This is a genomic window from Virgisporangium ochraceum, from assembly GCF_016863655.1.
In the GTDB taxonomy this organism is placed as follows: Bacteria; Actinomycetota; Actinomycetes; order Mycobacteriales; family Micromonosporaceae; genus Virgisporangium; species Virgisporangium ochraceum.
The window spans coordinates 48,002-72,789 of sequence record NZ_BOPH01000125.1; the positions used below are offsets into that span (position 1 = coordinate 48,002).

The window sequence follows — 24,788 nt, forward strand, 5'->3', positions numbered from 1 at the left end:
GGTGGCGGGTATCGATCGCGCTCCGGTCGGCGGCGCGCAACGGCTGCGGGTGTCGGATCCGGCGCTGCGCGCGCTGGCGGAGATCGCGCGGCGCGGCGGCGTCGACCTGCGGGACGCGGTGACCGCCGCCCTCGCCGCGGCACTGCACCGCATCGTCGGCGACGGCTACGCGATCGAGCCGCCGGACGGCGTGGCCCTACGGGTGCCGGTCGACCCGACCGTCGGGCTGCTCACGCTGGCCCGCCGGGCGGCGCGCGAACGCCGCTGGAACCTCAGCGGGTCCGCTCCCGCGGCGGAGGTCACCGCCACCGTCGAGGCGACGCGGCACGGCGACGTCCGGATCGGGGTGCGGGTGGCGGCCGACGTGTCGGCCACCGTTCCCGGCGCGGACGACCTGGCCCGCCACCTCACCCGCTTCCTCGACAACGTGGCCGGCGCCGACCCGTTGCTGCCGGTCGCCCGCGTGCCGATGACCGGGGCCGCCGAACGCCACCGCGTGCTGGTCGAGCTGAACGGCACCGACCGCGACGTCCCCGACGCGACGCTGCCCGACCTGTTCCAGGCCCGAGTGCGTGAGACCCCCGACGCGCCGGCCGTCACCGACGGCCGCACCACACTGTCCTATGTGGACCTCAACGTCCGCGCGAACCGCCTGGCGCACCGGCTCGTCGCCGCCGGTGTCGGCCCGGAGGACCTGGTGGGCCTGGCGCTGCCCCGCTCGACCGACCTCGTGGTCGCGATCGTGGCGATCCTCAAGGCCGGCGGCGCCTACGTGCCGGTCGACGCCGACTACCCGCCCGACCGGATCGCCTACATGCTCGCCGACGCCCGGCCGCGGCTGGTGGTCACGGCCGGTTCGATGCTCGCGGGGCTGCTGCCCGCCGGGCAGGCGGTGCTGCGCCTCGACGACCCCGGGATCCTCGACGACGGCCCCGCGTCCGACCCCACCGACTCCGACCGGACCGCGCCGCTGTCGCCGCTCAGCCCGGTGTACGCCATCTACACCTCGGGGTCGACGGGCCGCCCGAAGGGCGTCGTCATGCCCGGGGCGCCGTTGGTCAACCTGCTGCACTGGCACCACGCGTCCATCCCGGGCGCGGGCGCGCGGGTCGCGCAGTTCACCGCGGTCAGCTTCGACGTCTCGGCACAGGAGATCCTCGGCGCGCTGCTGTTCGGCAAGTGCCTCGTCCTTCCCGACGACGACCTGCGCCGCGACCCGGTCGAGCTCGTGCGCTGGATGCGCCGGTACGGCGTCAACGAGCTGTACGCGCCGAACCTGGTGCTCGACGCCGTCGCCGCCGCGGTCGAGGAGACCGGCTGCGAGCTTCCCGAGCTGACCCACATCGCGCAGGCCGGCGAGGCGCTGGTACCCGGCGCGCGCATGACCGCGCTGGTCGGCGGCCGGCCGGGGCGCCGCCTGCACAACCACTACGGGCCCACGGAGACGCACGTCGTCACCGCCCACACGATGCCGCCGGCGGTGGAGGACTGGCCGACGCCGGTCCCGATCGGCCGGCCCATCTGGAACACCCGCGCCTACGTACTCGACGGTGGGCTGCTGCCGGTGCCGGTGGGTGTGGTGGGCGAGCTGTACATCGCGGGATCCGCGGTCGCGCGGGGCTACGCGCGGCGGGCGGGGCTGACCGCGGGCCGGTTCGTGGCCGACCCGTTCGGCGTCGGTGAGCGCATGTACCGCACCGGTGACCTCGTGCGGTGGGTCGACGGGGGCGTGCTCGAGTACGTGGGCCGCGCCGACCACCAGGTGAAGGTGCGCGGGTTCCGGGTGGAGCTGGGCGAGGTCGAGTCGGCGCTGGTCGGCTGCGCCGGTGTGGGCCAGGCCGTGGTCGTGGTGCGGGAGTTCGCGCCCGGTGACGCCCGGCTCGTCGGTTACGTCACGCCCGCCAATGAGTCCACTGTGGACGGTCACACCGTACGTGCGACGGTGGCCGGGATGGTGCCGGAGTACATGGTGCCGGCCGTCGTGGTCGTGCTCGACGCTCTGCCGTTGACGGCGAACGGGAAGGTCGACCGCGGGGCGCTGCCGTCGCCGCCCGCGGGCCCGTCGTCGGCGCCGGCCGGTACGGGCCGGCGTTCGGCCGCGGTCGAGGTGCTGTGCGGCCTGTTCGCGGAGGTGCTCGGCACCGGTCAGGTCGGTCCGGCCGACGGGTTCTTCGCGCTCGGCGGGCACTCGATCCTGGCGGCGCGGCTGGTCTCGCGCGTGCGCGCGGTGTTCGGCGTCGCGCTGCCGGTGCGCGCCCTGTTCGAGGCGCCGACCCCGGCCGGGCTGGCCGAGGTGCTGCTCACGGCCGACGGCGACGACGGGCCGGGTACGGCGCTGGAGCCGGTCGCCGGGCGTCCGGACGCGGTTCCGCTGTCGTCCGCGCAGCGCCGGCTGTGGTTCGTGTCCAAGGTGGACGGTCCGTCGGCGGCGTACAACATCCCGTTGCTGCTGCGGCTGTCCGGGACGGTGGACGGGCCCGCGCTCGCCGCCGCGGTGTCCGACGTGGTCGGTCGGCACGAGGCGCTGCGCACCGTGTGCCCGCAGGTCGACGGCGAGCCGCGCCAGGTGGTGCTCGACGCCGCGGACGTTCCGGTCGTCGCGGTGACGGTCGACGCCGGCGGGCTGGACGCCGCGGTCGCCGAGGCGGCCGGCCGCCCGTTCGACGTGGCGGTCGACGTTCCCGTGCGGGCATGGCTGTTCACCGCAGGGGAAGAGCGGGCGCTGCTGCTCGTGGTGCACCACATCGCGGCCGACGGCTGGTCGCTGGTGCCGCTGGCCGACGACCTGTCGGCCGCGTACCTCGCGCGGCTGGACGGGGCGGCGCCGGAGTGGGCTCCGCTGCCGGTCCAGTACGTGGACTACACCCTGTGGCAGCGCGAGACGCTGACCGACCGCGTGCGGGAGCGCCAGCTCTCCTGGTGGCGGGAGGCGTTGCGGGACCTGCCGGTGGAGGTGGCGCTGCCGCTGGACCGGCACCGTCCGGCGGCCCCGTCGCACCGCGGCGCCACGGTGCCCGTGCACATCGACGCGGGGACCCACGCCCGGCTGGCGGACCTCGCCAGGGGTGGGCACGCCACCGTGTTCATGGCCTTCATCGCCGCGCTGGCGGCGACGTTGAGCCGGCTGGGCGCCGGCACCGACATCCCGATCGGCACCGTGGTCGCCGGCCGCGACCACGAGAAGCTCGACCGGCTGGTCGGGTTCTTCGTCAACACCCTCGTGCTGCGTGCCGACACGAGCGGGCGACCCAGCTTCACCGAACTGCTGCGGCGGGTGCGTCACCACACCCTCGACGCGTTGGCCCACGCCGACCTGCCGTTCGAGCAGATCGTCGAGGACCACAACCCGCCGCGTCACCTCGCCCGGCACCCGGTGTTCCAGACGGTCGTCGCGTTCCAGGACGCCACCGAGCCGACGCTCGACACCCCCACGCTCACCGGGACGTTCGAGCCGCTCCGCACCACGACCGCGAAGTTCGACCTCTCCTTCGAGCTGACCGAGACGCCCGACGGCATCCACGGCGACCTCGAGTACTCCACCGACCTGTTCGACCACACCACCGCGCGGACCATCGTCGACACCCTGACGACCCTGCTGCGACACGCCACCGACCGCCCCGACGAACCCGTCACCGCACACCCCGTCCTGACCGCCGACATGCACCACACGCTCGTCACCGCCCACAACGCCACCGCCCACGACGTCGACGCGGCGTCGACCGTCCAGGAGCGCTTCGTGGCCCAGGTCGCGCTCACGCCCGACGGGATCGCGGTTCAGGCCGGGGACGACCGGCTGAGCTACGCCGAGCTCGACGCGCGGGCCAACCGCCTCGCGCACCTGCTCGTCGACCGCGGTGCGGGCCCGGAGACGCCGGTGGCGCTGCTGATGGAGCGCTCGACCGACCTCGTGGTGGCCACGCTCGCCGTCCTCAAGGCGGGTGGCGCCTACGTTCCGCTCGACACGCGGGCGCCCGCCGACCGGCTGCGCGACATCCTCGACGAGGGGTCGGTGGAGCTCCTGCTGACCGACCGGTCCGATGTGGACCTGCCGGTCACCACCCTCACGATCGGGGCCGAGCCGGCGGGGGACGACAGCGACCCCGGCGTCGCCTCGCACCCGGACCAGCTGGCGTACGTGATGTACACGTCCGGCTCGACCGGCCGTCCGAAGGGGGTCGCGGTCACGCACCGGGACGTGCTCGCCCTGACCGGCGACCACCGGTTCCGGTCCGGCAACCACCGCCGGGTGCTCCTCAACTCCCCGCACGCGTTCGACGCCTCCACCTACGAGCTGTGGGTACCGCTGCTGCACGGCGGCACGGTCGTCGTGGCGCCGCCCGGTGAGCTCGACACCGCGGTGCTCGCCGGCGTGATCCGCGCCGGCGGCGTCACCGGGATGTGGCTCACCGCCGGGCTGTTCCGGCTCCTCGTGGACGAGGACCCGGGCTGCTTCGCGGGGGTCGGGGAGGTGTGGACCGGCGGCGACGTGGTGCCGGCCGGTGCCGTGCGGCGGGTGCGCGAGCACTGCCCGGATCTCACCGTCGTCGACGGCTACGGACCGACCGAGACCACGACGTTCGCCACCAGCCACCGGATCGGGCCGGGGCAACCGGTTCCGGACCCGGTGCCGATCGGGTCGCCGCTGGACACCATGCGCGTCTACGTGCTCGACGGTGGGCTGCTGCCGGTGCCGGTCGGTGTGGTCGGCGAGCTGTACGTCGCGGGTACCGGGGTGGCGCGCGGCTACGTGCGCCGGCCGGGGTTCACCGCGACCCGGTTCGTGGCCGACCCGTTCGGCGCAGGCGGGCGCGTGTACCGCACCGGAGACCTGGTGCGGTGGCGCGAGGGCGGTGTGCTGGAGTTCGTCGGCCGCGTCGACGACCAGGTGAAGCTGCGCGGGTTCCGGGTGGAGCCCGGCGAGATCGAGTCGGCGCTCGTCGCGTGTCCCGGCGTGGGCCAGGCCGTCGTGGTGGTCCACCGCTCGGGGACCGGCGACAGCCGCCTGGTCGGGTACGTCGTGCCGGCCGGCGACTCCACTGTGGACAGTGCCACGGTGCGGTCGCGGGTCGCCGACGTGCTGCCGGACTACATGGTGCCGGCGGTCGTGGTGGTCCTGGACACGTTGCCGTTGACGCCGAACGGAAAGGTCGACCGCAGGGCGTTGCCGGAGCCCTCGCTGCCCGCGGGTCCCGCGGCGGTGTCCACCGGCCTCGGCCGCCGGTCGGCCGCGGTCGAGGTGCTGTGCGGCCTGTTCGCGGAGGTGCTCGGCGTCGACCGGGTCGGGCCGAGCGACGGGTTCTTCGACCTCGGCGGTCACTCGCTGCTCGCGGCCCGCCTGGTCGCCCGGATCCGGACCGTCTTCGACGCGGCGGTGCCGGTGCGCGCGTTGTTCGAGGCGCCGACCCCCGCCGGTCTCGCCGAGGCGCTGCTGACCCTCGACGGCGGTCCCGGTGTTCCGCTCGAACCGGTGCCGACCCGGCCGGCCGTGGTTCCGCTGTCGTTCGCGCAGCGCCGCCTGTGGCTGGTGTCGCGCCTGGAGGGACCGTCGGCGACCTACAACATCCCGCTCGTGCTGCGCCTGCCCGACGGCGTCGACGAGGACGTCCTGGCGGCCGCGTTGTCGGACGTGACCGGCCGGCACGAGGTGCTGCGGACCGTCTGCGCCGACGTCGACGGTGAGCCGCGGCAGGTCGTCCTCGACAGCGCGACGGTCCCGGTGACCGCGGTCGCCGTCGACCCGGCCGCGTTCGACGCGGCGCTGGCCGAGGCGGCCCGGCGGCCGTTCGACGTCACCGTCGACCTGCCGATGCGGGCGTGGCTGTTCGACACCGGCACGGGCGGACGCGTCCTGCTCCTCGTGCTCCACCACATCGCGGCCGACGGGTCGTCGCTGGCGCCGCTGGCCCGCGACCTGTCCACCGCCTGCGCCGCGCGGCTCTCCGGGCGGGCACCGGGGTGGCGGCCGTTGCCGGTGCAGTACGTGGACTACACGCTGTGGCAACGCGCCGCGCTGACCGATGCGGTGCGCGAGCGCCAGCTGGCCTGGTGGCGGAGCACCCTCGACGGGCTGCCCGTGGAGGTCGGCCTGCCGGTCGACCGCCACCGCCCGGCGGTGCCGTCGCACCGCGGCGCGACGGTGCCGGTGCGCGTCGACGCCGACGTCCACGCGCGGTTGGTGGACCTGGCGCGTGGTGAGCACGCCACCGTGTTCATGGCCGTGGTCGCGGCGCTGGCGGCGACGTTGAGCCGGCTGGGCGCCGGCACCGACATCCCGATCGGCACCGTGGTCGCCGGCCGCGACCACGAGAAGCTCGACGAGCTGGTCGGGTTCTTCGTCAACACCGTCGTGCTGCGCGCCGACACGAGCGGGCGACCCAGCTTCAGCGGGCTCCTGCGGCAGGTGCGGCACCGCACCCTCGACGCGCTCGCGCACACCGACGTGCCGTTCGACCGCGTCGTCGAGGACCTCGACCCGCCGCGCCACCTCGGCCGGCACCCGTTGTTCCAGACCATCGTCGCGTTCCAGGACACCGGGGCGTTCGAGCCGCTGCGCACCACGACCGCGAAGTTCGACCTCTCCTTCGAGCTGACCGAGACGCCCGACGGCATCCACGGCGACCTCGAGTACTCCACCGACCTGTTCGACCACACCACCGCGCGGACCATCGTCGACACCCTGACGACCCTGCTGCGACACGCCACCGACCGCCCCGACGAACCCGTCACCGCACACCCCCTCCTCACCGCCGACCGGCACCACACGCTCGTCGAGGCGCACAACGCCACGGCGTACGCGGCCCCCGACGTGACGATGGGCGCGCTGTTCGAGGCGCAGGCCGCGCGCACCCCGTCACATACGGCCGTCGACGCCGGCACGGAGAGCCTGACCTACGCGGAGCTGAACGCGCGGGCGAACCACCTCGCGCACCTGCTGCGGGAGCGGGGCGTCGGGCCCGACCGGGTGGTGGCGCTGGCGCTGCCGCGGTCGGTCGACAACGTGGTGGCGATCCTCGCGGTGCTCAAGGCCGGCGGCGCCTACCTGCCGGTGGACCCGGCCTACCCGGCCGACCGCATCCGGTTCATGCTCACCGACTCCGGCCCGGCGGTGCTGGTCACCACCGCGACGACCGGGGCGGACCTTCCCGACAGCGACGTTCCCCGGCTGCTGCTCGACGACCCGCAAACCGTCGCGGCGCTGGACACCCGGCCGGTGGACAACCCCGACGGTCCACTGTCGACGGACAACCTCGCCTACGTCATCTACACGTCCGGCTCCACCGGCACGCCGAAGGGTGTCGGGGTGACGCACGCCGGCGTGCCCAGCTTCGCCGGCGCGCAGATCGAGCGCCTCGCCGTGACGGGGTCGAGCCGGGTGCTGCTGTTCTCCTCGCCCAGCTTCGACGCGTCGGTGCTGGAGCTGTGCCTCGCGCTGCCCGCCGGCGCGGCGCTCGTCGTGCCGCCGGCCGGGCCGCTCGCGGGGGAGGATCTCGCGACGGTGCTGGCCGAGCGCCGCGTGACCCACGCGTTGATCCCACCGGCCGCGCTGGCCAGCGTTCCGGAGACCGACCTGCCGGAGTTCGGCACGCTCGTGGTCGGCGGCGACGCGTGCTCGGCAGAGCTGGTGCGGCAGTGGGCACCCGGGCGGCGCATGGTCAACGCGTACGGGCCCACCGAGTCGACGGTCGCGGTCACCTACAGCGACCCGCTCGGCGACCACGGCGTGCCGCCGATCGGGCGACCCGTCCGCAACAGCCGGGTCTACGTCCTCGACCCGCACCTGTCGCCGGTGCCGGTCGGCATTCCCGGCGAGCTGTACATCGCCGGTGCGGGCCTGGCCCGCGGGTACCTCGGGCGGCCGGGCCTGTCGGCGCAGCGGTTCGTCGCCGACCCGTGGGGGCCGCCGGGCTCCCGGATGTACCGCACCGGCGACCTGGTGCGCTGGGACGCCGACGGGAACCTCCACTACCTCGGCCGCATCGACGGACAGGTGAAGCTGCGCGGCTTCCGCATCGAGCTGGGCGAAATCGAGTCGGTGCTCGGCGCGCACCCGGGCGTGGCGCACGCGGTCGCCCTGCTGCGCGAGGACGGCGTGCGGGGCCGGTACCTCGCCGCGTACGTGGTGCCGGTCGAGGGTCACCCGCTCGACGTGGCCGACGTCAGGCGCCACGCCGCCGCGACGCTGCCCGAGCACGCCGTGCCGGCCGCCGTGGTGCCGCTGGCGGCGCTGCCCGTCAACGCCAACGGCAAGCTCGACCGCGCCGCGCTGCCGGCGCCGGACTTCACCGCGCGGGCCGCCGGCCGGTCGCCGCGCACGCCGCGCGAGGAGCTGCTGTGCCGGCTGTTCGGCGAGGTTCTCGGCGTCGACGGCGTCGGCATCGACGACAGCTTCTTCGAGCTCGGCGGCGACAGCATCGTGTCGATCCAGCTGTCCTCGCGGGCCCGCCGCGCCGGGCTGGTGATCAGCCCGCGCGACGTCTTCCAGCAGCGGACCGTCGCCGCGCTCGCCGCCGTGGCCGGCACGGTGCGGGCGGTTGCGCCGGCCCGGGCCGACTCCGGCGTCGGGGAGGTGCCGGCGACCCCGATCGTGCGGTGGCTGTGCGGGCTCGGCGGGCCGGTGGACCGGTTCAGCCAGGCCCAGGTGCTCGCGGTGCCGTCCGATGTGGACCGCGCCGGCCTGGTCGCCGCGGTGCAGGCCGTGCTCGACCACCACGACGCGCTGCGCTCGCGCCTGCACCGGCGCACCGACGGCTGGACGCTGGAGGTCCTGCCGCGCGGCGCCGTCCGCGCCGACGACCTCGTGACCCGCGCCGGCGGCGACCTCGCCGCGGAGCTCGACGCCGCACGCGACCTCCTCGCCCCCGACGACGGCGTGATGCTCCAGGTGCGGTGGCTCGACGCCGGACGCCTCCTGGTGGTCGCGCACCACCTCGTCGTCGACGCGGTCTCGTGGCGCATCCTGCTGCCCGACCTCGCGGAGGCGTCCGAAGCGGTCCGCGCGGGCCGGGAGCCCGCGCTCGACCCGGTCGGCACGTCGCTGCGCGGCTGGAGCGAACGCCTCGCGACGGTGGCGGCCGACCGGGAGAACGAGCTTCCCCTGTGGACGGAGATGCTGTCCGTGCCGCAGCCCGTGCTGGCCGACCGCCGGCTCGACCCGGCGACCGACACGCTCGCCACCGCGCGCTCGCTCACGACGACCCTGTCGCCGGACCGGACGGCCGACCTGCTCGACGCGGCCACGGCCGCGTTCGACGGCCGGGTCGCCGACGTGCTGCTGGCCGCGCTCGCGTTCGCCGTGGCCGACCACCGCCGCCGTGCCGGACGACCGGCCGACGCCGTCCTCGTCACGCTCGAAGGGCACGGGCGCGAGCCGGTGTTCGAGGGCGCCGACCTGTCGCGCACGGTCGGCTGGTTCACGTCGATGTACCCGGTGCTGCTCGACCCCGGTCCGATCGACTGGCACGAGGTGCGCACCGGTGGGGCCGGGCTCGGCCGCGCGGTCAAGCGCATCAAGGAGCGGCTGCGGTCGTTGCCGGACAACGGCATCGGCTTCGGGCTGCTGCGTCACCTCAACCCGCGCACGGCCGCCGTCCTGGCCGCGCTGCCGGTCCCGGAGATCGCGGTCAACTACCTGGGCCGCCTCGACGGGGAAGACGGGCTCGCCGCCGACGCCGACCCCGCGATGCCGTTCGCGCACAGCCTCGAACTGGACGCGTTCGTCGACGGCGACCGGCTGGTCGCCACGTGGACGTGGCCCGACGCGCTGTGGCCGCCGGACGCCGTGCGCGCCCTCGCCGAATCGTGGGTCACCCACCTGGAGGCCGTGGCCGTCCACGGCTCGTCGGCCGGCGCCGGCGGCTACACCCCGTCCGATCTCGCCCTCGCGGGTCTGTCGCAGGAGGAGATCGAGTTGCTTGAGTCCGAGTGGAGGGTTTCCTAGATGGCCAGGTCCATGCTCGCCGATGTCCTTCCGTTGTCGCCGTTGCAGGAGGGCATGCTGTACCACTCGCTCAGCGACGAGCGGGGACCCGACGTCTACACCGTGCAGCTGACGTTCGACCTGCACGGCCCGCTGGAGGCCGGGCGGCTGCGCGGTGCCGCGCAGGCGCTGCTGCGCCGGTACCCGAACCTGCGCGGCGCGGTGCGCCACGAGGGCCTCACCCGGCCGGTGCAGGTGATCCCGCGCCACGTGGACGTGCCGTGGGCCGAGCACGACCTGGGCCGGCTCGACCCCGCGCGCCGGGCGGAGGAGGCGCGCGCGATCCTCGACGACGACCGCACCCGGCGCTTCGACCTCACCCGGCCGCCGCTGCTGCGCTGCACCCTCCTCCGCCAGGAGGCCGACCGTCACACGTTGGCCCTGTCGCTGCACCACATCCTCATCGACGGCTGGTCGTTCGCGATCCTCGTCGACGAGCTGTTCACCCTGTACGCCAACGACGGCAACGAGGGCGCGCTGCCCCCGGTCGCCCCGTACCGCGACTACCTGACCTGGCTCGGCGGCCGCGACCGGGACGCCGCCCGGGAGGCGTGGCGGGCGGCCCTCGCCGGGCTGGACGAGCCGACGCTGCTCGCCGACCGGCCGGCACCGGACGGATCCGGGGCCGCGCCGGAGCAGCTGTCCGTCGAGCTGCCCGAGGACGTCACCGCCGACCTCGTGGCGACCGCGCGGCGCCGCGGCTGGACGCTCAACACGGTGCTGCAGGGCGCCTGGAGCCTCGTGCTGGGCGGCCTCACCGGCCGCGACGACCTCGTGTTCGGCACCACTGTCGCCGGCCGACCGGCCGACCTGCCCGGCGTCGAGTCGATGGTCGGCCTGTTCATCAACACCGTGCCGGTGCGTGCCGTGCTCGACCCGGCCGAGCCGGTGGCGACGCTGTTCGACCGGCTGCAGGCCCGGCAGGCCGACCTCGACCCGCACGCGCACCTGCCGCTGCCCGAGATCCAGGGGCTGGCCGGGGTCGGCGAGCTCTTCGACACGCTCGCGGTGTTCGAGAACTACCCGTTCGACGCCGACTCGCTCGACCGCGAGGTCGCCGGCGTGCGCGTCGGCCGGTTCGCCGGTCACGACGCGAGCCACTACCCGCTGACGATCGTCGCGACGCCGGGCCCGAGACTGCACCTGCGGCTGGGCCACCGCACCGACGTCGTCGACGCCGCCACCGCCGCGGGGATCGCCGACCGCCTCCTGCGCGTGCTCGGGACCGTCGCCCGCGACGACGGCCGCACGGTGGGCCGGGTCGACCTGCTGAGCCCCGCCGAGCGCGAGGAGATCCTGGTCTCCTGGAACGGCTCCGAGCCGCCCACCGCACCGACCGACACGATCACCGGCCTCTTCGACGCGCAGGTCGCGCGCACCCCGGGCCGGGTGGCCGTCGGGTGCGAGGGCGCCACGCTGACCTACGCCGAGCTCAACACCCGTGCCAACCGGCTGGCGCACCGCCTCGTGGCGCTCGGCGCCGGTCCACAGAGGACGGTCGCGCTCGCCCTGCCACGGTCGAACGACCTCGTGGTCGCGATCCTCGCCGTGCTGAAGACCGGCGCGGCGTACCTGCCGATCGACTCGGCGTACCCGGCCGACCGGGTCGCGTTCATGGTCGGGGACGCGGCGCCGGTGCTCGTGCTCACCACCACGGAGGCGGCGACGAACCTGTCCACCGTGGACAGTTCCGTCCCCGTCGTCCTGTTCGACGACGCCCTCGTCGACGGTGCCGCCGAGACGACGCCGCGGGTCCGCATCGAGACGCTGTCAGCGGCGTACGTCATCTACACGTCCGGCTCGACCGGCCGGCCCAAGGGCGTCGTGGTGACCCACGACAACGTGGTGCGGCTGTTCTCGGCGACCCGGCGGTGGTTCGAGTTCGGACCGACCGACGTGTGGCCGCTGTTCCACTCGGCCGCGTTCGACTTCTCGGTCTGGGAGCTGTGGGGCGCGCTGCTGCACGGCGGCCGGCTCGTCGTCGTGCCGTACCGGGTCAGCCGGTCGCCCGAGGAACTGCTGGAACTGCTGGCGACCGAACGGGTCACCGTGCTCAACCAGACGCCGTCGGCGTTCTACCAGCTGATCCAGGCCGACCAGGACCGTCCGGACCTGAGCATGGCGCTCGCGCTGCGCGTGGTGGTCTTCGGCGGTGAGGCGCTGGACCTGCGGCGCCTGTCGGCCTGGTACGAGCAGCACGCCGACGACGCGCCCGTTCTCGTGAACATGTACGGCATCACCGAGACCACCGTGCACGTGTCGTACGTGGCGCTGACCGAGCGGATTGCCGCCGACGCCTCGGGCAGCCTCATCGGCGTCCCGATCCCGGACCTGCGGATCTACGTCCTCGACTCGGCGTTGCGCCCGGTGCCGCCCGGAACGCCGGGCGAGATGTACGTGGCCGGCCCCGGCCTCGCGCCCGGATACCTCAACCGCCCCGGGCTCACCGCCCACCGCTTCGTCGCGGATCCGTTCGGTGCGCCGGGAACCCGGATGTACCGCACGGGCGACCGGGCCCGGTGGCTCGCCGGCGGCCGGCTGGAGTACCTCGGCCGCGCCGACGACCAGGTGAAGATCCGCGGGTTCCGCATCGAGCTGCCCGAGATCGAGGCCGTGCTGCGCGGGGCCGTCGCGGACGTCGCGGTGATCGTCCGCGAGGACCGGCCGGGTGACCGGCGGCTGGTGGCCTACGTGGTGCCGGCGGGCGACGCGCCCGACGCCGACGCACTGCGGTCCCGGGCCGCCGCCGCGCTGCCCGACTACATGGTGCCGTCGGCGTTCGTCACCGTCGACGCGTTGCCGCTGACCGTCAACGGCAAGCTCGACCGCCGTGCCCTGCCGGCGCCGGAGGCGTCCGCGGCACCGGCCGGTGGCCGCGCCGGCTCGCAGACGGCCACCGAGGAGATCCTCTGTGGACTGTTCGCCGACGTGCTCGGCGTACCGGCGGTCGGGCCGACCGACAACTTCTTCGCGCTCGGCGGGCACTCGCTGCTCGTGACGCGCCTGGTGAGCCGGATCCGGTCCACACTGGACAGTGAGGTGGCGGTCCGGACGCTGTTCGAGGCGCCCACGGTGCGCGACCTCGCCGCGCGGCTCGACCGCACGGCACCGCCGCGACAGCCGCTGGTGCCCGTCGAGCGGCCGGCGGACATCCCGCTGTCGTTCGCCCAGCGCCGGCTGTGGTTCCTCAACCGCTTCGAGGACGCAGGTGCCGACCACCACATCGCGTTCGCGGTCCGCCTGTCCGGGTCGCTGGACCGGGCCGCGCTGGAGGGCGCGCTCGCCGACGTCGTCAGGCGCCACGAGAGCCTGCGGACGGTCTTCCGCGACGCGAACGGCCATCCGTACCAGGTCGTCCTGCCGCCCCACGCGGCCACCGGCCTGCGGTTCGCGGCCCGGACGATCACCGCGGCGGCGCTGCCCGGCGCGCTGGTCGAGGAGCAGCACCGCGGCTTCGACCTGTCCACCGACCTCCCGGTCCGAGCGACGCTCTTCGAATTGGACGCGGCCGAGAGCGTCCTGCTGATCACGCTGCACCACATCGCGGCCGACGGCTGGTCGCTGGCGCCGCTGGCGCGTGACCTGTCGACGGCCTACCGCGCCCGGACCGACGGCGCCGCGGCCGACCTTCCCGCCCTGCCGGTGCAGTACGTCGACCACACCCTGTGGCAGATCGACGTGCTCGGCGACGCGGCCGACGCCGACAGCCCGCTCGCCGGTCAGCTGGCGTACTGGCGTCAGGCGCTGGTCGACCTGCCCGTCGAGCTGGCCCTGCCGACCGACCGCCCCCGTCCGTCCGATGTGGACGCCGCGACCTCGCGCGGCGGCCGCGTCGCGTTCCGGCTGAACGCGGAGCTGCACCGCCGGCTCGGCGACCTGGCCCGGCAGAACCGCGTGTCGGTGTTCATGGTGCTGCACGCGACCCTGGCCGCGCTGCTGACCCGGCTCGGTGCCGGCACCGACGTCCCGATCGGCACGCCGGTGGCCGGACGCACCGACCGCGCCGTCGAGGACCTCGTCGGGCTGTTCCTCAACACGGTGGTGCTGCGCGCCGACACCGCCGGCGACCCGACGTTCCGCGACCTGCTCGCGCGGGTCCGCGACGTCGACCTCGCCGCGTACGCCCACCAGGACCTGCCCTTCGAACGGCTCGTCGACGACCTGCGGCCCGAGCGTTCGGCGCACCGCCACCCGCTGTTCCAGGTGCTCTTGAACCTGCAGAACAACCCGGAACCGGTGCTGGACCTGCCGGGCATCGACGTGCGCGACGAGCCCGTGGCGGTCGCCGCCGGCACGTTCGACCTCGCGCTGGACCTCACCGAGCTCCACTCGGAATCCGGGGTGCCGGCCGGGGTCGAGGCCTTCGCGCAGTACGACACCGCGCTGTTCGACCACGGCACCGTCCGCCGGATCACCGAGCGGTTCGTGCGCCTGCTGACCGCGGTGGTGGCCGGCCCCGAGCTGCGCATCAGCCAGATCGACCTCCTGGGGTCGGCGGAACGGCGTGCCCTGGCCGGCTGGACCGGCGCCCAGCGCGACCTGCCGCCGGCGCTGCTCGGCGACCTGGTACGCGCACAGGCCCGGCGCACCCCCGACGCCGTCGCGGTGCGCGACGACGCCGGTTCCCTCACCTACGCCGAGCTGGACGAGCGGTCGAACCGGGCCGCGCACCTGCTCGCCGGCCTCGGTGTCGGCCCGGAACGACCGGTCGCCGTCGCGTTGCCGCGCACCGCCGAACTCGTCGTCACACTCCTCGCGGTGCTGAAGGCCGGCGGCGCCTACCTTCCGGTCGACCCGGAGTACCCGGCGGAGCGGATCGCACTGATGCTGCGCGACGCGGCACCCGCGGTCATCGTCACCACGGCCGGCGTCGGCAGCGATCTGCCGGCGGACACCGCGGTTCCTGTGCTGCGCCTCGACGTGGCCGAGACCGCCGCCGCGCTCGCCGCACAGCCGTCGACCCCGGTGCCCGTCGCGGCGACCACCCCGGACGGCACGGCCTACGTCCTCTACACGTCGGGCTCCACCGGGGTCCCGAAGGCCGTCGTGGCCACGCACCGGGGCGTCACCGACCACCTGCGGTGGATGGCGGCCGAGTACCCGGTCGGCGGCGGCGACGTGGTGCTCTTCCGCACCCCGGTCACGTTCGACGCGGCCGGGTGGGAGCTGTGGCTGCCGCTGGTGACCGGCGCGACGCTCGCGGTGGCGCCGCTGGACGTCAGCCGCGACCCGGACCGGCTCGACGCGTTCCTCGACACCCACCGCGTCACCGTGGCGCAGTTCGTGCCGTCGCTGCTCGCCTCGCTCCCGCCGCCGACGCGGCACCACCTGCGCCGGGTGTTCGCCGGCGGGGAGGCGCTGACCGCTGCGCTGGCCGAGCACGTCGCGACGGAGTGGGGCGTCGAGGTGGTCAACCTCTACGGCCCCACCGAGACGACCATCCAGGTGACCACCCAGCCCTACCGGGCCACCGGCAGGAACGGCACCGTGCCGATCGGGCGGCCGGTGTGGAACACCGGCGCGCACGTGCTGGACCGGTCGCTGCGGCCGGCGCCCGTCGGCGTCCCGGGCGAGCTGTACGTGTCCGGGAACCAGGTCGCGCGCGGCTACCTGCGGCGCCCGGCACTGACCGCGTCGCGGTTCGTGGCCGACCCCTCCGGCGCGCCCGGTGCCCGGCTGTACCGCACCGGCGACCTCGCGCGCTGGCTCGCCGACGGCACATTGGAGTACCTCGGCCGCGCCGACGACCAGGTCAAGGTGCGCGGCATGCGGATCGAGCCGGGCGAGATCGAGGCGGTGCTCGCCACCCACCCCGAGGTCACCCGCGCCGTCGTCGTGGTCCGCGACGACCTGCCCGGCCACCGGCAGCTCGTCGGCTACGTGGTCCCGCGGCCCGGACGTCCCGTCGACCGCGCGGCCCTGCGCGCGCACGTCGCCGCGGTGCTGCCCGAGCACATGGTGCCGGCGGCCGTGGTGCCGATCGACGTCGTCCCGGTGACCCCGAACGGAAAGCTCGACCGCACGGCGCTTCCCGCGCCGCCGGTCGAGTCTGAGACCACCGACGCGCGCATGCCGCAGACGGCCGAGGAGGTCGTCATCGCCGGGATCATCGGCGAGCTGCTCGGCCTGCGTGACGTCAGCGCCGAGACGAACTTCTTCGACCTCGGCGGCGACAGCATCCTGTCGATCCAGCTGGTCAGCCGGGCCCGCGCCGCCGGGCTCGTCGTGACGCCGCGCGCGGTGTTCCAGCACAAGACGGTGGCCGCGATCGCCGGTGCCGCGCAGCCGGTCGCCGGGCGCATCGGCACCGAGCCGGACACCGGCATCGGCGCCGTGCCGCTGACGCCGGTCATCCACGCTCTGCGCCTGCGCGGCGGGCCGATCGACCGGTTCAGCCAGCAGCAGCTGCTCCGCGTTCCCGCGGGACTCGGCGAGGAGCGCCTCGTCGCCGCCGTCCAGGCGGTCCTGGACCACCACCACGCGCTGCGGATGCGGCTGGACCGCCGGCCCGCCAGCGGCGAGTGGGCCCTGGAGGTCCCGCCGCCGGGCAGCGTCAGCGCCGGTGACGTCGTCCGTCGGGTGGAGGTCGGCGGCACCGACGGGGCGCTCACCGCGGCCCTGGCCGAGCACCTGGAGCCGGCGTGGGCCCGGATCTCGCCGGACCGCGGCCTGATGGCGCAGGTGGTCTGGTTCGACCGCGGGCCGGTCGCCGACGGGCGGCTGCTCGTCGTCCTGCACCACCTGGTCGTCGACGGTGTCTCGTGGCGGATCATCGAGGAGGACCTCGCCGCGGCGTGGCGTGCGGTCGAGGCCGGTCGAAAGCCGGAGCTTGCGCCGACCGGGACCTCGTTCCGGCGCTGGGCCGAGCACCTGAACGCCGACGCGGTCGGCGCCCGGGTCGCGGAACTTCCACTGTGGACGGACGCGACCGACGGGTTCGACCCGCTGATCGCCGACCGGCCGCTGGACCCGACCCAGGACGTCATGTCGACGATCCGGTTCGTCACGGGCACGGTGCCGCCCGAGCGGGCCACCGCGCTGCTGTCGGCGGTGCCGGCCGCGTTCAACGCCGGCGTCAACGACATCCTGCTGACCGCGCTGGTGCTGGCCGTCGGCGCGTGGCGGCGCGAGCTGACCGGCGTGGACGAGACCGCCGTGTCCGTCGACCTGGAGGGACACGGCCGGGAGGAGTTCCTCGACGACGTCGACCTGTCGCGGACCGTCGGGTGGTTCACCTCCGTCCTTCCGGTGCGGCTGGACCCCGGCGCCGTCGACCCGGCCGACCTGCGCCGTGGCGCGCCCGCCGTCGCCGCCGCGGTCGACCGGGTCAAGGCGACGCTGCGCGGCCTGCCCGACAACGGCCTGGGCTACGGGCTGCTGCGCCACCTCAACCCGCAGACCGGTCCACAACTCGCCAGCGCGCCACCCCCGCAGGTCGGCTTCAACTACCTGGGCCGGTTCACGCCCGGGCGGGAGGCCGGTGACTGGGGTACCGCGCCGGAGCGGATCGCCGGACGCGAGGACGCGCAGACGCCGCTGGCGCACGTCCTGGAGCTGAACGCCCTGGCCGAGGACGGCCCGGACGGATCGACGCTGACCGCGGTGTGGTCGTGGCCCGACGCGCTGCTGACGGAGCGGGACGTCCGCCGGCTCGGTGACGCGTGGGTCGCCGCTCTCGACGCGCTGGCCCGGTGCGCCGACGCCCGCGCCGGTGCCGCCGCGCTCACCCCGGCGGACCTGTCGCTGGTGACGCTCGACCAGAGCGCCATCGACGCGATCGAGGCCGACGGTCCGGAAAGCGTTGGCGACGACCGGTTCGAGGACTTCGAGGACTTCGACGACGTCGACGGCGACCTGCTGGCCGGGGGTGCGTCCCGGTGAGCCGCATCGAGGACGTGCTGCCGCTGTCGCCCCTGCAGGAGGGCCTGCTGTTCCACGCGCAGTTCGACGAGCAGGCCCCGGACCTCTACACCGTGCAGGGCGTGGTCGACATCGAGGGACGCGTCGACGCCCGCCGGATGCGTTCGGCCGCAACGGCCCTGCTGCGCCGCCACGCCAACCTGCGGGCCGCCTTCCGGCACGAGGGCGTCGACCGGCCCGTGCAGGTGATCCGCCGCCACGTGGCGGTGCCGTGGGACCAGGTCGACCTCAGCCGGCTCGCCCCGGCCGAGCGGGCCGACGAGCTCCAGCGTCTGCTCGCCGCCGACCGGGCCCGCCGGTTCGACATGACCCGCGCCCCACTGCTGCGCTTCACGCTGATCCGGCTGGAACGCGAGCGGTTCCGGCTCGTCATGAGCAACCACCACATCCTGATGGACGGCTGGTCCGGCCCGGTGCTGTGGGGCGAGCTGTTCGAGCTGTACGGCCGCGGCGGCGACGACACCGGGATGGCGCCGGTCACCCCGTACCGCGACTACCTCGCCTGGCTCGCCGCCCGCGACCTGCCGGCCGACCGCGACGCCTGGCGGTCGGCGCTCGCCGGGCTCACCGAACCCACGCTCGTGGCGCCGGGCAGCGGACCGGCGGCCGCCCGACCGGAGAGTTACACGGTCACCGTTCCCGCCGCGACGACCGCGCAACTGGTGGGCCTCGCCCGCCGGTGCGGCGTCACGCTCAACACCGTGGTCCAGGCCGCCTGGGGCGTGCTGCTCGGTCGGCTCACGGGCCGGCGGGACGTCGTGTTCGGCGCGACGATGTCGGGCCGGCCGGCCGAGATCCCCGGCATCGAGGCCATGGTGGGCCTGTTCATCAACACCGTTCCGGTGCGGGTGGACGTCGACCCGGCGGCCACCGTCACGCGGCTGCTGACCGGGTTGCACCGGCGCCAGGTCGACCTCATCGAGCACCAGTACCTCAGCCTGGCCGAGATCCAGCAGGTGGCCGGCATCGGCGAGCTGTTCGACACGCTGGTGCTGTTCGAGAGCTACCCGGTCGACGCCGACGCGTTGCGGGATCTGCCCGGCGGGCTGCGGATCGCCGGCGGCGACGGCGAGGACGCCACCCACTACCCGCTGACCGTCGCCGCGATCCCCGGCGAGGAACTGCACCTGCGCCTCAGCTACCGGCCCGACCGGTTCACGGCCACGCGGATCGCCGCGATCGCCGGCACCCTGGTGCGGATCGTCGAGGGGTTCGTGTCCACATCGGACGGTCCGGTCGGCCGCCTCGACGTCGTCACGCCGGCCGAGCACCGCCGGTTCGCCGACATCAACGCCACCGGGCGCGAGCTTCCCGCCACCGGCCTGGGTGCGCTGTTCGACGACCAGGTGGCCCGCACCCCCGACGCGACCGCGCTCACCGTCGACGGAACGTCGCTGACGTACCGGGAGCTGTCCGACCGTGCCGACCGGCTGGCGGACCTGTTCGTCGCGCGCGGGGTCGGTCCGGAGACGTTCGTCGCCGTCGCGCTGCCGCGCTCGGCCGACCTGGTGGTGACGCTGCTCGCGGTGACCCGCACCGGCGGCGCCTACCTGCCGCTCGACCCGGAGCACCCGACCGAGCGGCTGCGCGGAACGCTGGCCGACGCCCGGCCGGTGCTGCTCGTGACGACCGGCGACCAGGTCGACCGGCTGACCGGAGCCGCGGACCCGCCCGCGGTCCTGTGCCTCGACGGGCCGCTTCCGGTGGCACCGCGGCGGTCCCCGGCCCCGACCCACCCGGACGCCGCCGCGTACGTCATCTACACGTCCGGCTCGACCGGCCGTCCCAAGGGTGTCGTCGTGCCGATGGGCGCGCTCGTGAACTTCCTGCTGTCGATGCGCGAGCGGTTCCCGCTCGGCCCCGGCGACGGGCTGCTGGCCGTGACCACGGTGTCGTTCGACATCGCGGCGCTGGAGCTGTACCTGCCGCTGATCTGCGGCGCCCACGTGACGCTCGCCGACAACGCGACGGTGATCGACCCGGTGCGGCTGACCGCGCTGCTCGCGGACTCGGGTGCCCGCACCGTGCAGGGAACGCCCTCGCTGTGGCAGGCGCTCGTGGCGACCGGGTCGCCGGCGCTGCGCGGCCTGCGGGTGCTCGTCGGCGGCGAGGCCGTCCCCGAGCCGCTCGCCGACGCGCTGCGCGACCTCGACTGCGACGTCACGAACCTGTACGGCCCGACGGAGACCACGATCTGGTCGACGGCCATGCGGCTCGACGACGCCGGCGCGCCGCTGATCGGCCGGCCGATCTGGAACACCCGGGTGTACGTGCTCGACGACGGGCTGCTGCCGGTTCCGCTCGGTGTGGTGGGCGAGCTGTACATCGCCGGCACCGGGCTCGCGCGCGGGTACGCGGGGCGGCCCGGCCTCACCGCCGTGCGGTTCGTGGCCGACCCGTTCGTCCCTGGCGAGCGCATGTACCGCACCGGAGACCTGGTGCGGTGGACCGACGGAGGCATGCTCGACTACATCGCCCGCGTCGACCACCAGGTCAAGGTCCGCGGGTTCCGGGTGGAGCTGGGCGAGATCGAGTCCGCGCTGGTGAACCGCGCCGGCGTCGGACAGGCCGTGGTGGTGGCCCGCGAGTTCGGTCCGGGCGACGTGCGGCTGGTCGGCTACGTGGTGCCCTCCGGCGACTCCACAGTGGACGCTCCGGGGCTGCGGGCCGCGGTCGCGGACGTGCTGCCCGAGTACATGGTGCCGTCGGTCGTGGTCACCCTGGACGCGTTGCCGCTGACGGCGAACGGCAAGGTGGACCGCAAGGCGCTGCCGGTGCCCGAGCTGCCCACCGGCTCGGGGTCGCCGGCCGGCCCCGGCGCGGGCGGCCTGGGCCGGCGCTCGGCGGTCGTCGAGGTGCTGTGCGGCCAGTTCGGCCAGGTGCTCGGCGTCGACGCCGTCGGCGCCCACGACAGCTTCTTCGAGCTGGGCGGCCACTCCCTGCTGGCGGCGCGGCTCGTGGCACGGATCCGCGCGGTGTTCGGCGTCGCCGTACCGGTGCGGGCGCTGTTCGACGCGCCGACCCCGGCCGGGCTGGCCGACACGCTGCTCGCCGTCGACGGCGCCCCGACCGGTCAGGCCCTGGAACCGGTGACGCCCCGTCCGGCCGACGTGCCGCTGTCGCACGCGCAGCAGGGGCTGTGGTTCCTCAACCGCCTCGATCCGGCCAGCACCGCGTTCCACCTGTCGTTCGCGCTGCGCCTGTCGGGCGCGGTGGACGAGGGGGCGCTGGCCGGCGCACTGTCCGATGTGGTCGGCCGGCACGAGGTGCTGCGCACGGTGTGCGCGCAGGTCGACGGGCGGCCGTTGCAGAAGCTGCTCGACGGCGTCGGGCTCACGCACGTGTCCGTCGGCGCGACGGACCTGGACGGGGCGGTCGCCGCGGCGGTCGCGCAGCCGTTCGACCTCGCGGTCGACGTCCCGTTCCGGGCCTGGCTGTTCACCCCGGACGACGGCGACCGGGTGCTGCTGCTCGTGGTGCACCACATCGCGGCCGACGGCTGGTCGATGGCACCGCTGGCGGCCGACCTGTCCACCGCCTACGCCGCCCGGCTGGCCGGCGGCGCACCCGCGTGGGCGCCGCTGCCGGTCCAGTTCGCCGACTACACCCTCTGGCGGCACCGGACCCTGACCGACGCGGTCCTCGACCGCCAGCTGGGCTGGTGGAGCGCGGTCCTGGAGGACCTGCCCGTCGAGCTGGCGCTGCCGGCGGACCGGCCCCGCCCGGTCACCCCGTCCCATCGCGGCGCCACCGTCGACGTGCACCTCGACGCCGACACCCACGCCGCCCTGGCCGCGCTGGCCCGGGCCGGGCACGCCACGGTGTTCATGGCCGTCGCCGCGGCCCTCGCCGCGACCCTGAGCCGGTTGGGCGCCGGTACCGACCTCCCGATCGGCACCGTGGTGGCCGGGCGCGACCACCCCCGTCTCGACCACCTCGTCGGGCTGTTCGTCAACACGATCGTGCTGCGCGCCGACACCTCCGGCGGGCCGACGTTCACCGAGCTGCTGCACCAGGTGCGCCAGCGCACCCTCGACGCGCTCGCGCACGCGGACGTCCCGTTCGACCGGGTCGTCGAGGACCTCAACCCGCCCCGGCACCTGGCCCGCCACCCGTTGTTCCAGACCATGCTCGCGTTCCAGAACAACGCCGCGGCGGTCCTCGACCTGCCGGGCCTGGAGGTCGCCCCGTACGACACCGGCGCGCCGCCGGCCCGGTGCGACCTGGCCTGGGAGCTGGCCGAGCGGTGGGACGCCGAGGGCCGGCCCGCCGGCATCGGTGGGCGGCTCACCTACAGCACCGACCTGTTCGACGCGACGACCGCCGGGCGCCTCGCGACGGCGTTCCAGGCGATGGTGTCCCACGCCGTCGCCGCGCCGGAGCGTCCCGTCGACGACGCCGACCTGGTCGACGACGCCGACCGGGTACGCCTCGAACGCTGGGGCGGAACCCCGGTGACGCCGGTGACCGACGGCTTCCCCGCGTTGTTCGCGCGGCGCGCGGCGGCCGACCCGGACCTGCCCGCGGTGGAGCAGGGCGGCACCGTGCTGACCTACCGGGACCTCGACGAGCGGTCGAACCGGTTGGCCAGGCTGCTCGTCGGGCGCGGCGTCGGCCCGGAACGGGTGGTGGCGGTCGCGCTGCCGCGCACGCCCGGCTTCGTCGTGGCGGTGCTCGCGATCCTCAAGGCCGGCGGCGCCTACCTTCCGCTGGACCCGGACTACCCGGCCCGGCGCACGGCGGTCATCCTGGCCGACGCCCGGCCGGCACTCGTGCTCACCGACGCCGAGATCGCGGACCGGCTGCCGACCACCGCCGACGTGCTGCTGCTCGACCGGGCGGACGTCGACGGGTTCGCCGCCACGCCCGTGCCGGCAACGGTGTCGCCGACGAACGTCGCCTACGTCATCTACACCTCGGGCTCGACCGGTGCGCCGAAGGGCGTGGCCGTCACGCACGCCGGCATCGGGAACCTCGCCACCGAGCACGCCCGGGTCCTCGGGCTCGGCACGGAGAGCCGGGTCCTGCAGCTCGTGTCGACCAACTTCGACCCGTCGGTGGCCGACCTGGTGCAGACGCTCGCCGCGGGCGCCACGCTGGTGCTGCCGGAGGTGACCGGGCAGCTCGTCGGCGAGCAGCTGGCCGAGGTGCTCGCCCGGACGCGGACCAGCCACGTCATGCTGCCGGTGTCGGTGCTGGCGACCATCGGTGCCGTCGACCTGCCGGCGCTGCGGTGCGTCGTCGTGGGCGGCGAGCGGTGCCCGGCCGACCTCGTCGACCGGTGGGCCGCCGGCCGCACGGTCATCAACGCCTACGGCCCGACCGAGGTCACCTGCACGGCCACGATGAGCGGCCCGCTGGAGGCCGGCGGCGCCGCGGCACCGACGATCGGAGGGCCGATCGCCGGGGTGCGGGCGCGGGTCCTCGACGAGCGGCTGCGCGCGGTTCCGGTCGGCGTGGCGGGCGAGCTGTACCTCGGTGCGGTCGGTGTCGCCCGTGGGTATCTCGGCGATCCGGGACGCAGCGCGCAGCGGTTCGTCGCCGACCCGGCCGGCCCGCCCGGTGCGCGGATGTACCGCACCGGCGACCTCGTCCGCTGGCGCGGCGACGGCACGCTCGAGTTCGTCGGCCGCGCCGACCGTCAGGTGAAGCTGCGCGGGTTCCGCATCGAACCCGGCGAGATCGAGGCCGTGCTGAACCGGCACCCGGCGGTGCGGCAGTGCGCCGTGACGCTGCGCGCCGACCGGCTGGTCGCCTACGTCGTCACCGACGGCAGCACGGACACCGCACGGCTCTACGGCCACGCCGCCGCGGTGCTGCCGGCGCACATGCGGCCCGTCGTGGTCCTGCTCGACGCGATGCCGTTGACACCCAACGGAAAGCTCGACGAGCGTGCGCTGCCGGAGCCCGATCTCGCGTCGGCGGTGCGCAGCCGCCCGGCGCGGACGCCGCGCGAACGGGTCCTGTGCGACCTGTTCGCCGAGGCGCTGGACCTGCCGGCGGTCGGCATCGACGACGACTTCTTCCAGCTCGGCGGCCACTCGCCGCTCGTGCCCGGGCTCGCCGCCCGGGTCACGGCCGCGCTCGGGGTGGACCTGAGCATCCGGACGCTGTTCGCCGCGCCCACGGTGGCCGCGCTCGCCGCGGCGCTGGACTCCGCGATGGGGCCGGACGACCCGCTGGAGACCCTGCTCCCGTTGCGCCGCACCGGGTCCGAGCCACCGCTGTTCTGCCTCCCGCCGGGGCTGGGCATCGGCTGGATGTACTCGGGGCTGCTGCGGCACGTCACCGACCGGCCGGTCTACGCGCTGCAGGCCCGGGCGCTGTCGGCCGCCGGAGACCGGGCACCGTCCACGATGGACGGGATCGTCGAGGACTACCTGGCGCTGATCCGCTCGGTGCAGCCCGACGGGCCCTACCACCTCCTCGGCTGGTCGTTCGGCGGGCTGGTCGCGCACGCGATCGCCGAACGGGTGCCGGTGGCGACCCTGACGATGCTCGACACCTACCCGGCGGCGGGTCAGTACCACGTCGCGGCGGACATCGACGAGGAGTCTTTCCTGGCCGACCTGCGCGACGTCGCCGGCGACGACGGTCCGCTGGCGGCTCTCGACGAGCGGCAGACCGCCGCGCTGTACGGGGTCGTCCGCGGCCACGCGGGCATCGGCGCGTCCCACACCCCCGGCGTGGTGGCCGCCGACCTGCTGCTGTTCCGGGCCGGCGCCGCACGGGAGGCGGCCATCGGTGACCCGACGATCTGGAAGTCCCATGTGGACGGTGACGTCGACGTGGTCGACGTGGACTGCCTGCACCACGAAATGACCCGTCCGGGCCCGATCGACGAGATCGGCCGCGTCGTGGCCGACCGCCTGGCCGCGGGCGAACGGTGAGA

Annotated in this window: 3 protein-coding genes; all 3 read left to right on the forward strand. The window is 75.0% G+C overall.

Going from position 1 to position 24,788, the window contains the following annotated elements; genetic code table 11:
- Position 1: 1 nt before the first annotated feature.
- From Voc01_RS43660 to Voc01_RS43670, 3 genes are read left to right on the forward strand one after another with little or no spacing between them, the layout of a single operon-like run.
- Complete coding sequence (locus Voc01_RS43660; RefSeq protein ID WP_203933636.1) at positions 2-9,937, forward strand: non-ribosomal peptide synthetase; 9,936 nt, start codon at positions 2-4, stop codon at positions 9,935-9,937.
- A complete protein-coding gene (locus tag Voc01_RS43665; RefSeq protein ID WP_203933637.1) occupies positions 9,938-17,857 on the forward strand; it encodes a non-ribosomal peptide synthetase in 7,920 nt (2,639 codons plus the stop codon).
- Complete coding sequence (locus Voc01_RS43670) at positions 17,854-24,786, forward strand: non-ribosomal peptide synthetase (protein ID WP_203933638.1); 6,933 nt, start codon at positions 17,854-17,856, stop codon at positions 24,784-24,786. Before Voc01_RS43665 ends, Voc01_RS43670 begins: the two co-directional genes overlap by 4 nt.
- Positions 24,787-24,788 lie beyond the last annotated feature (2 nt).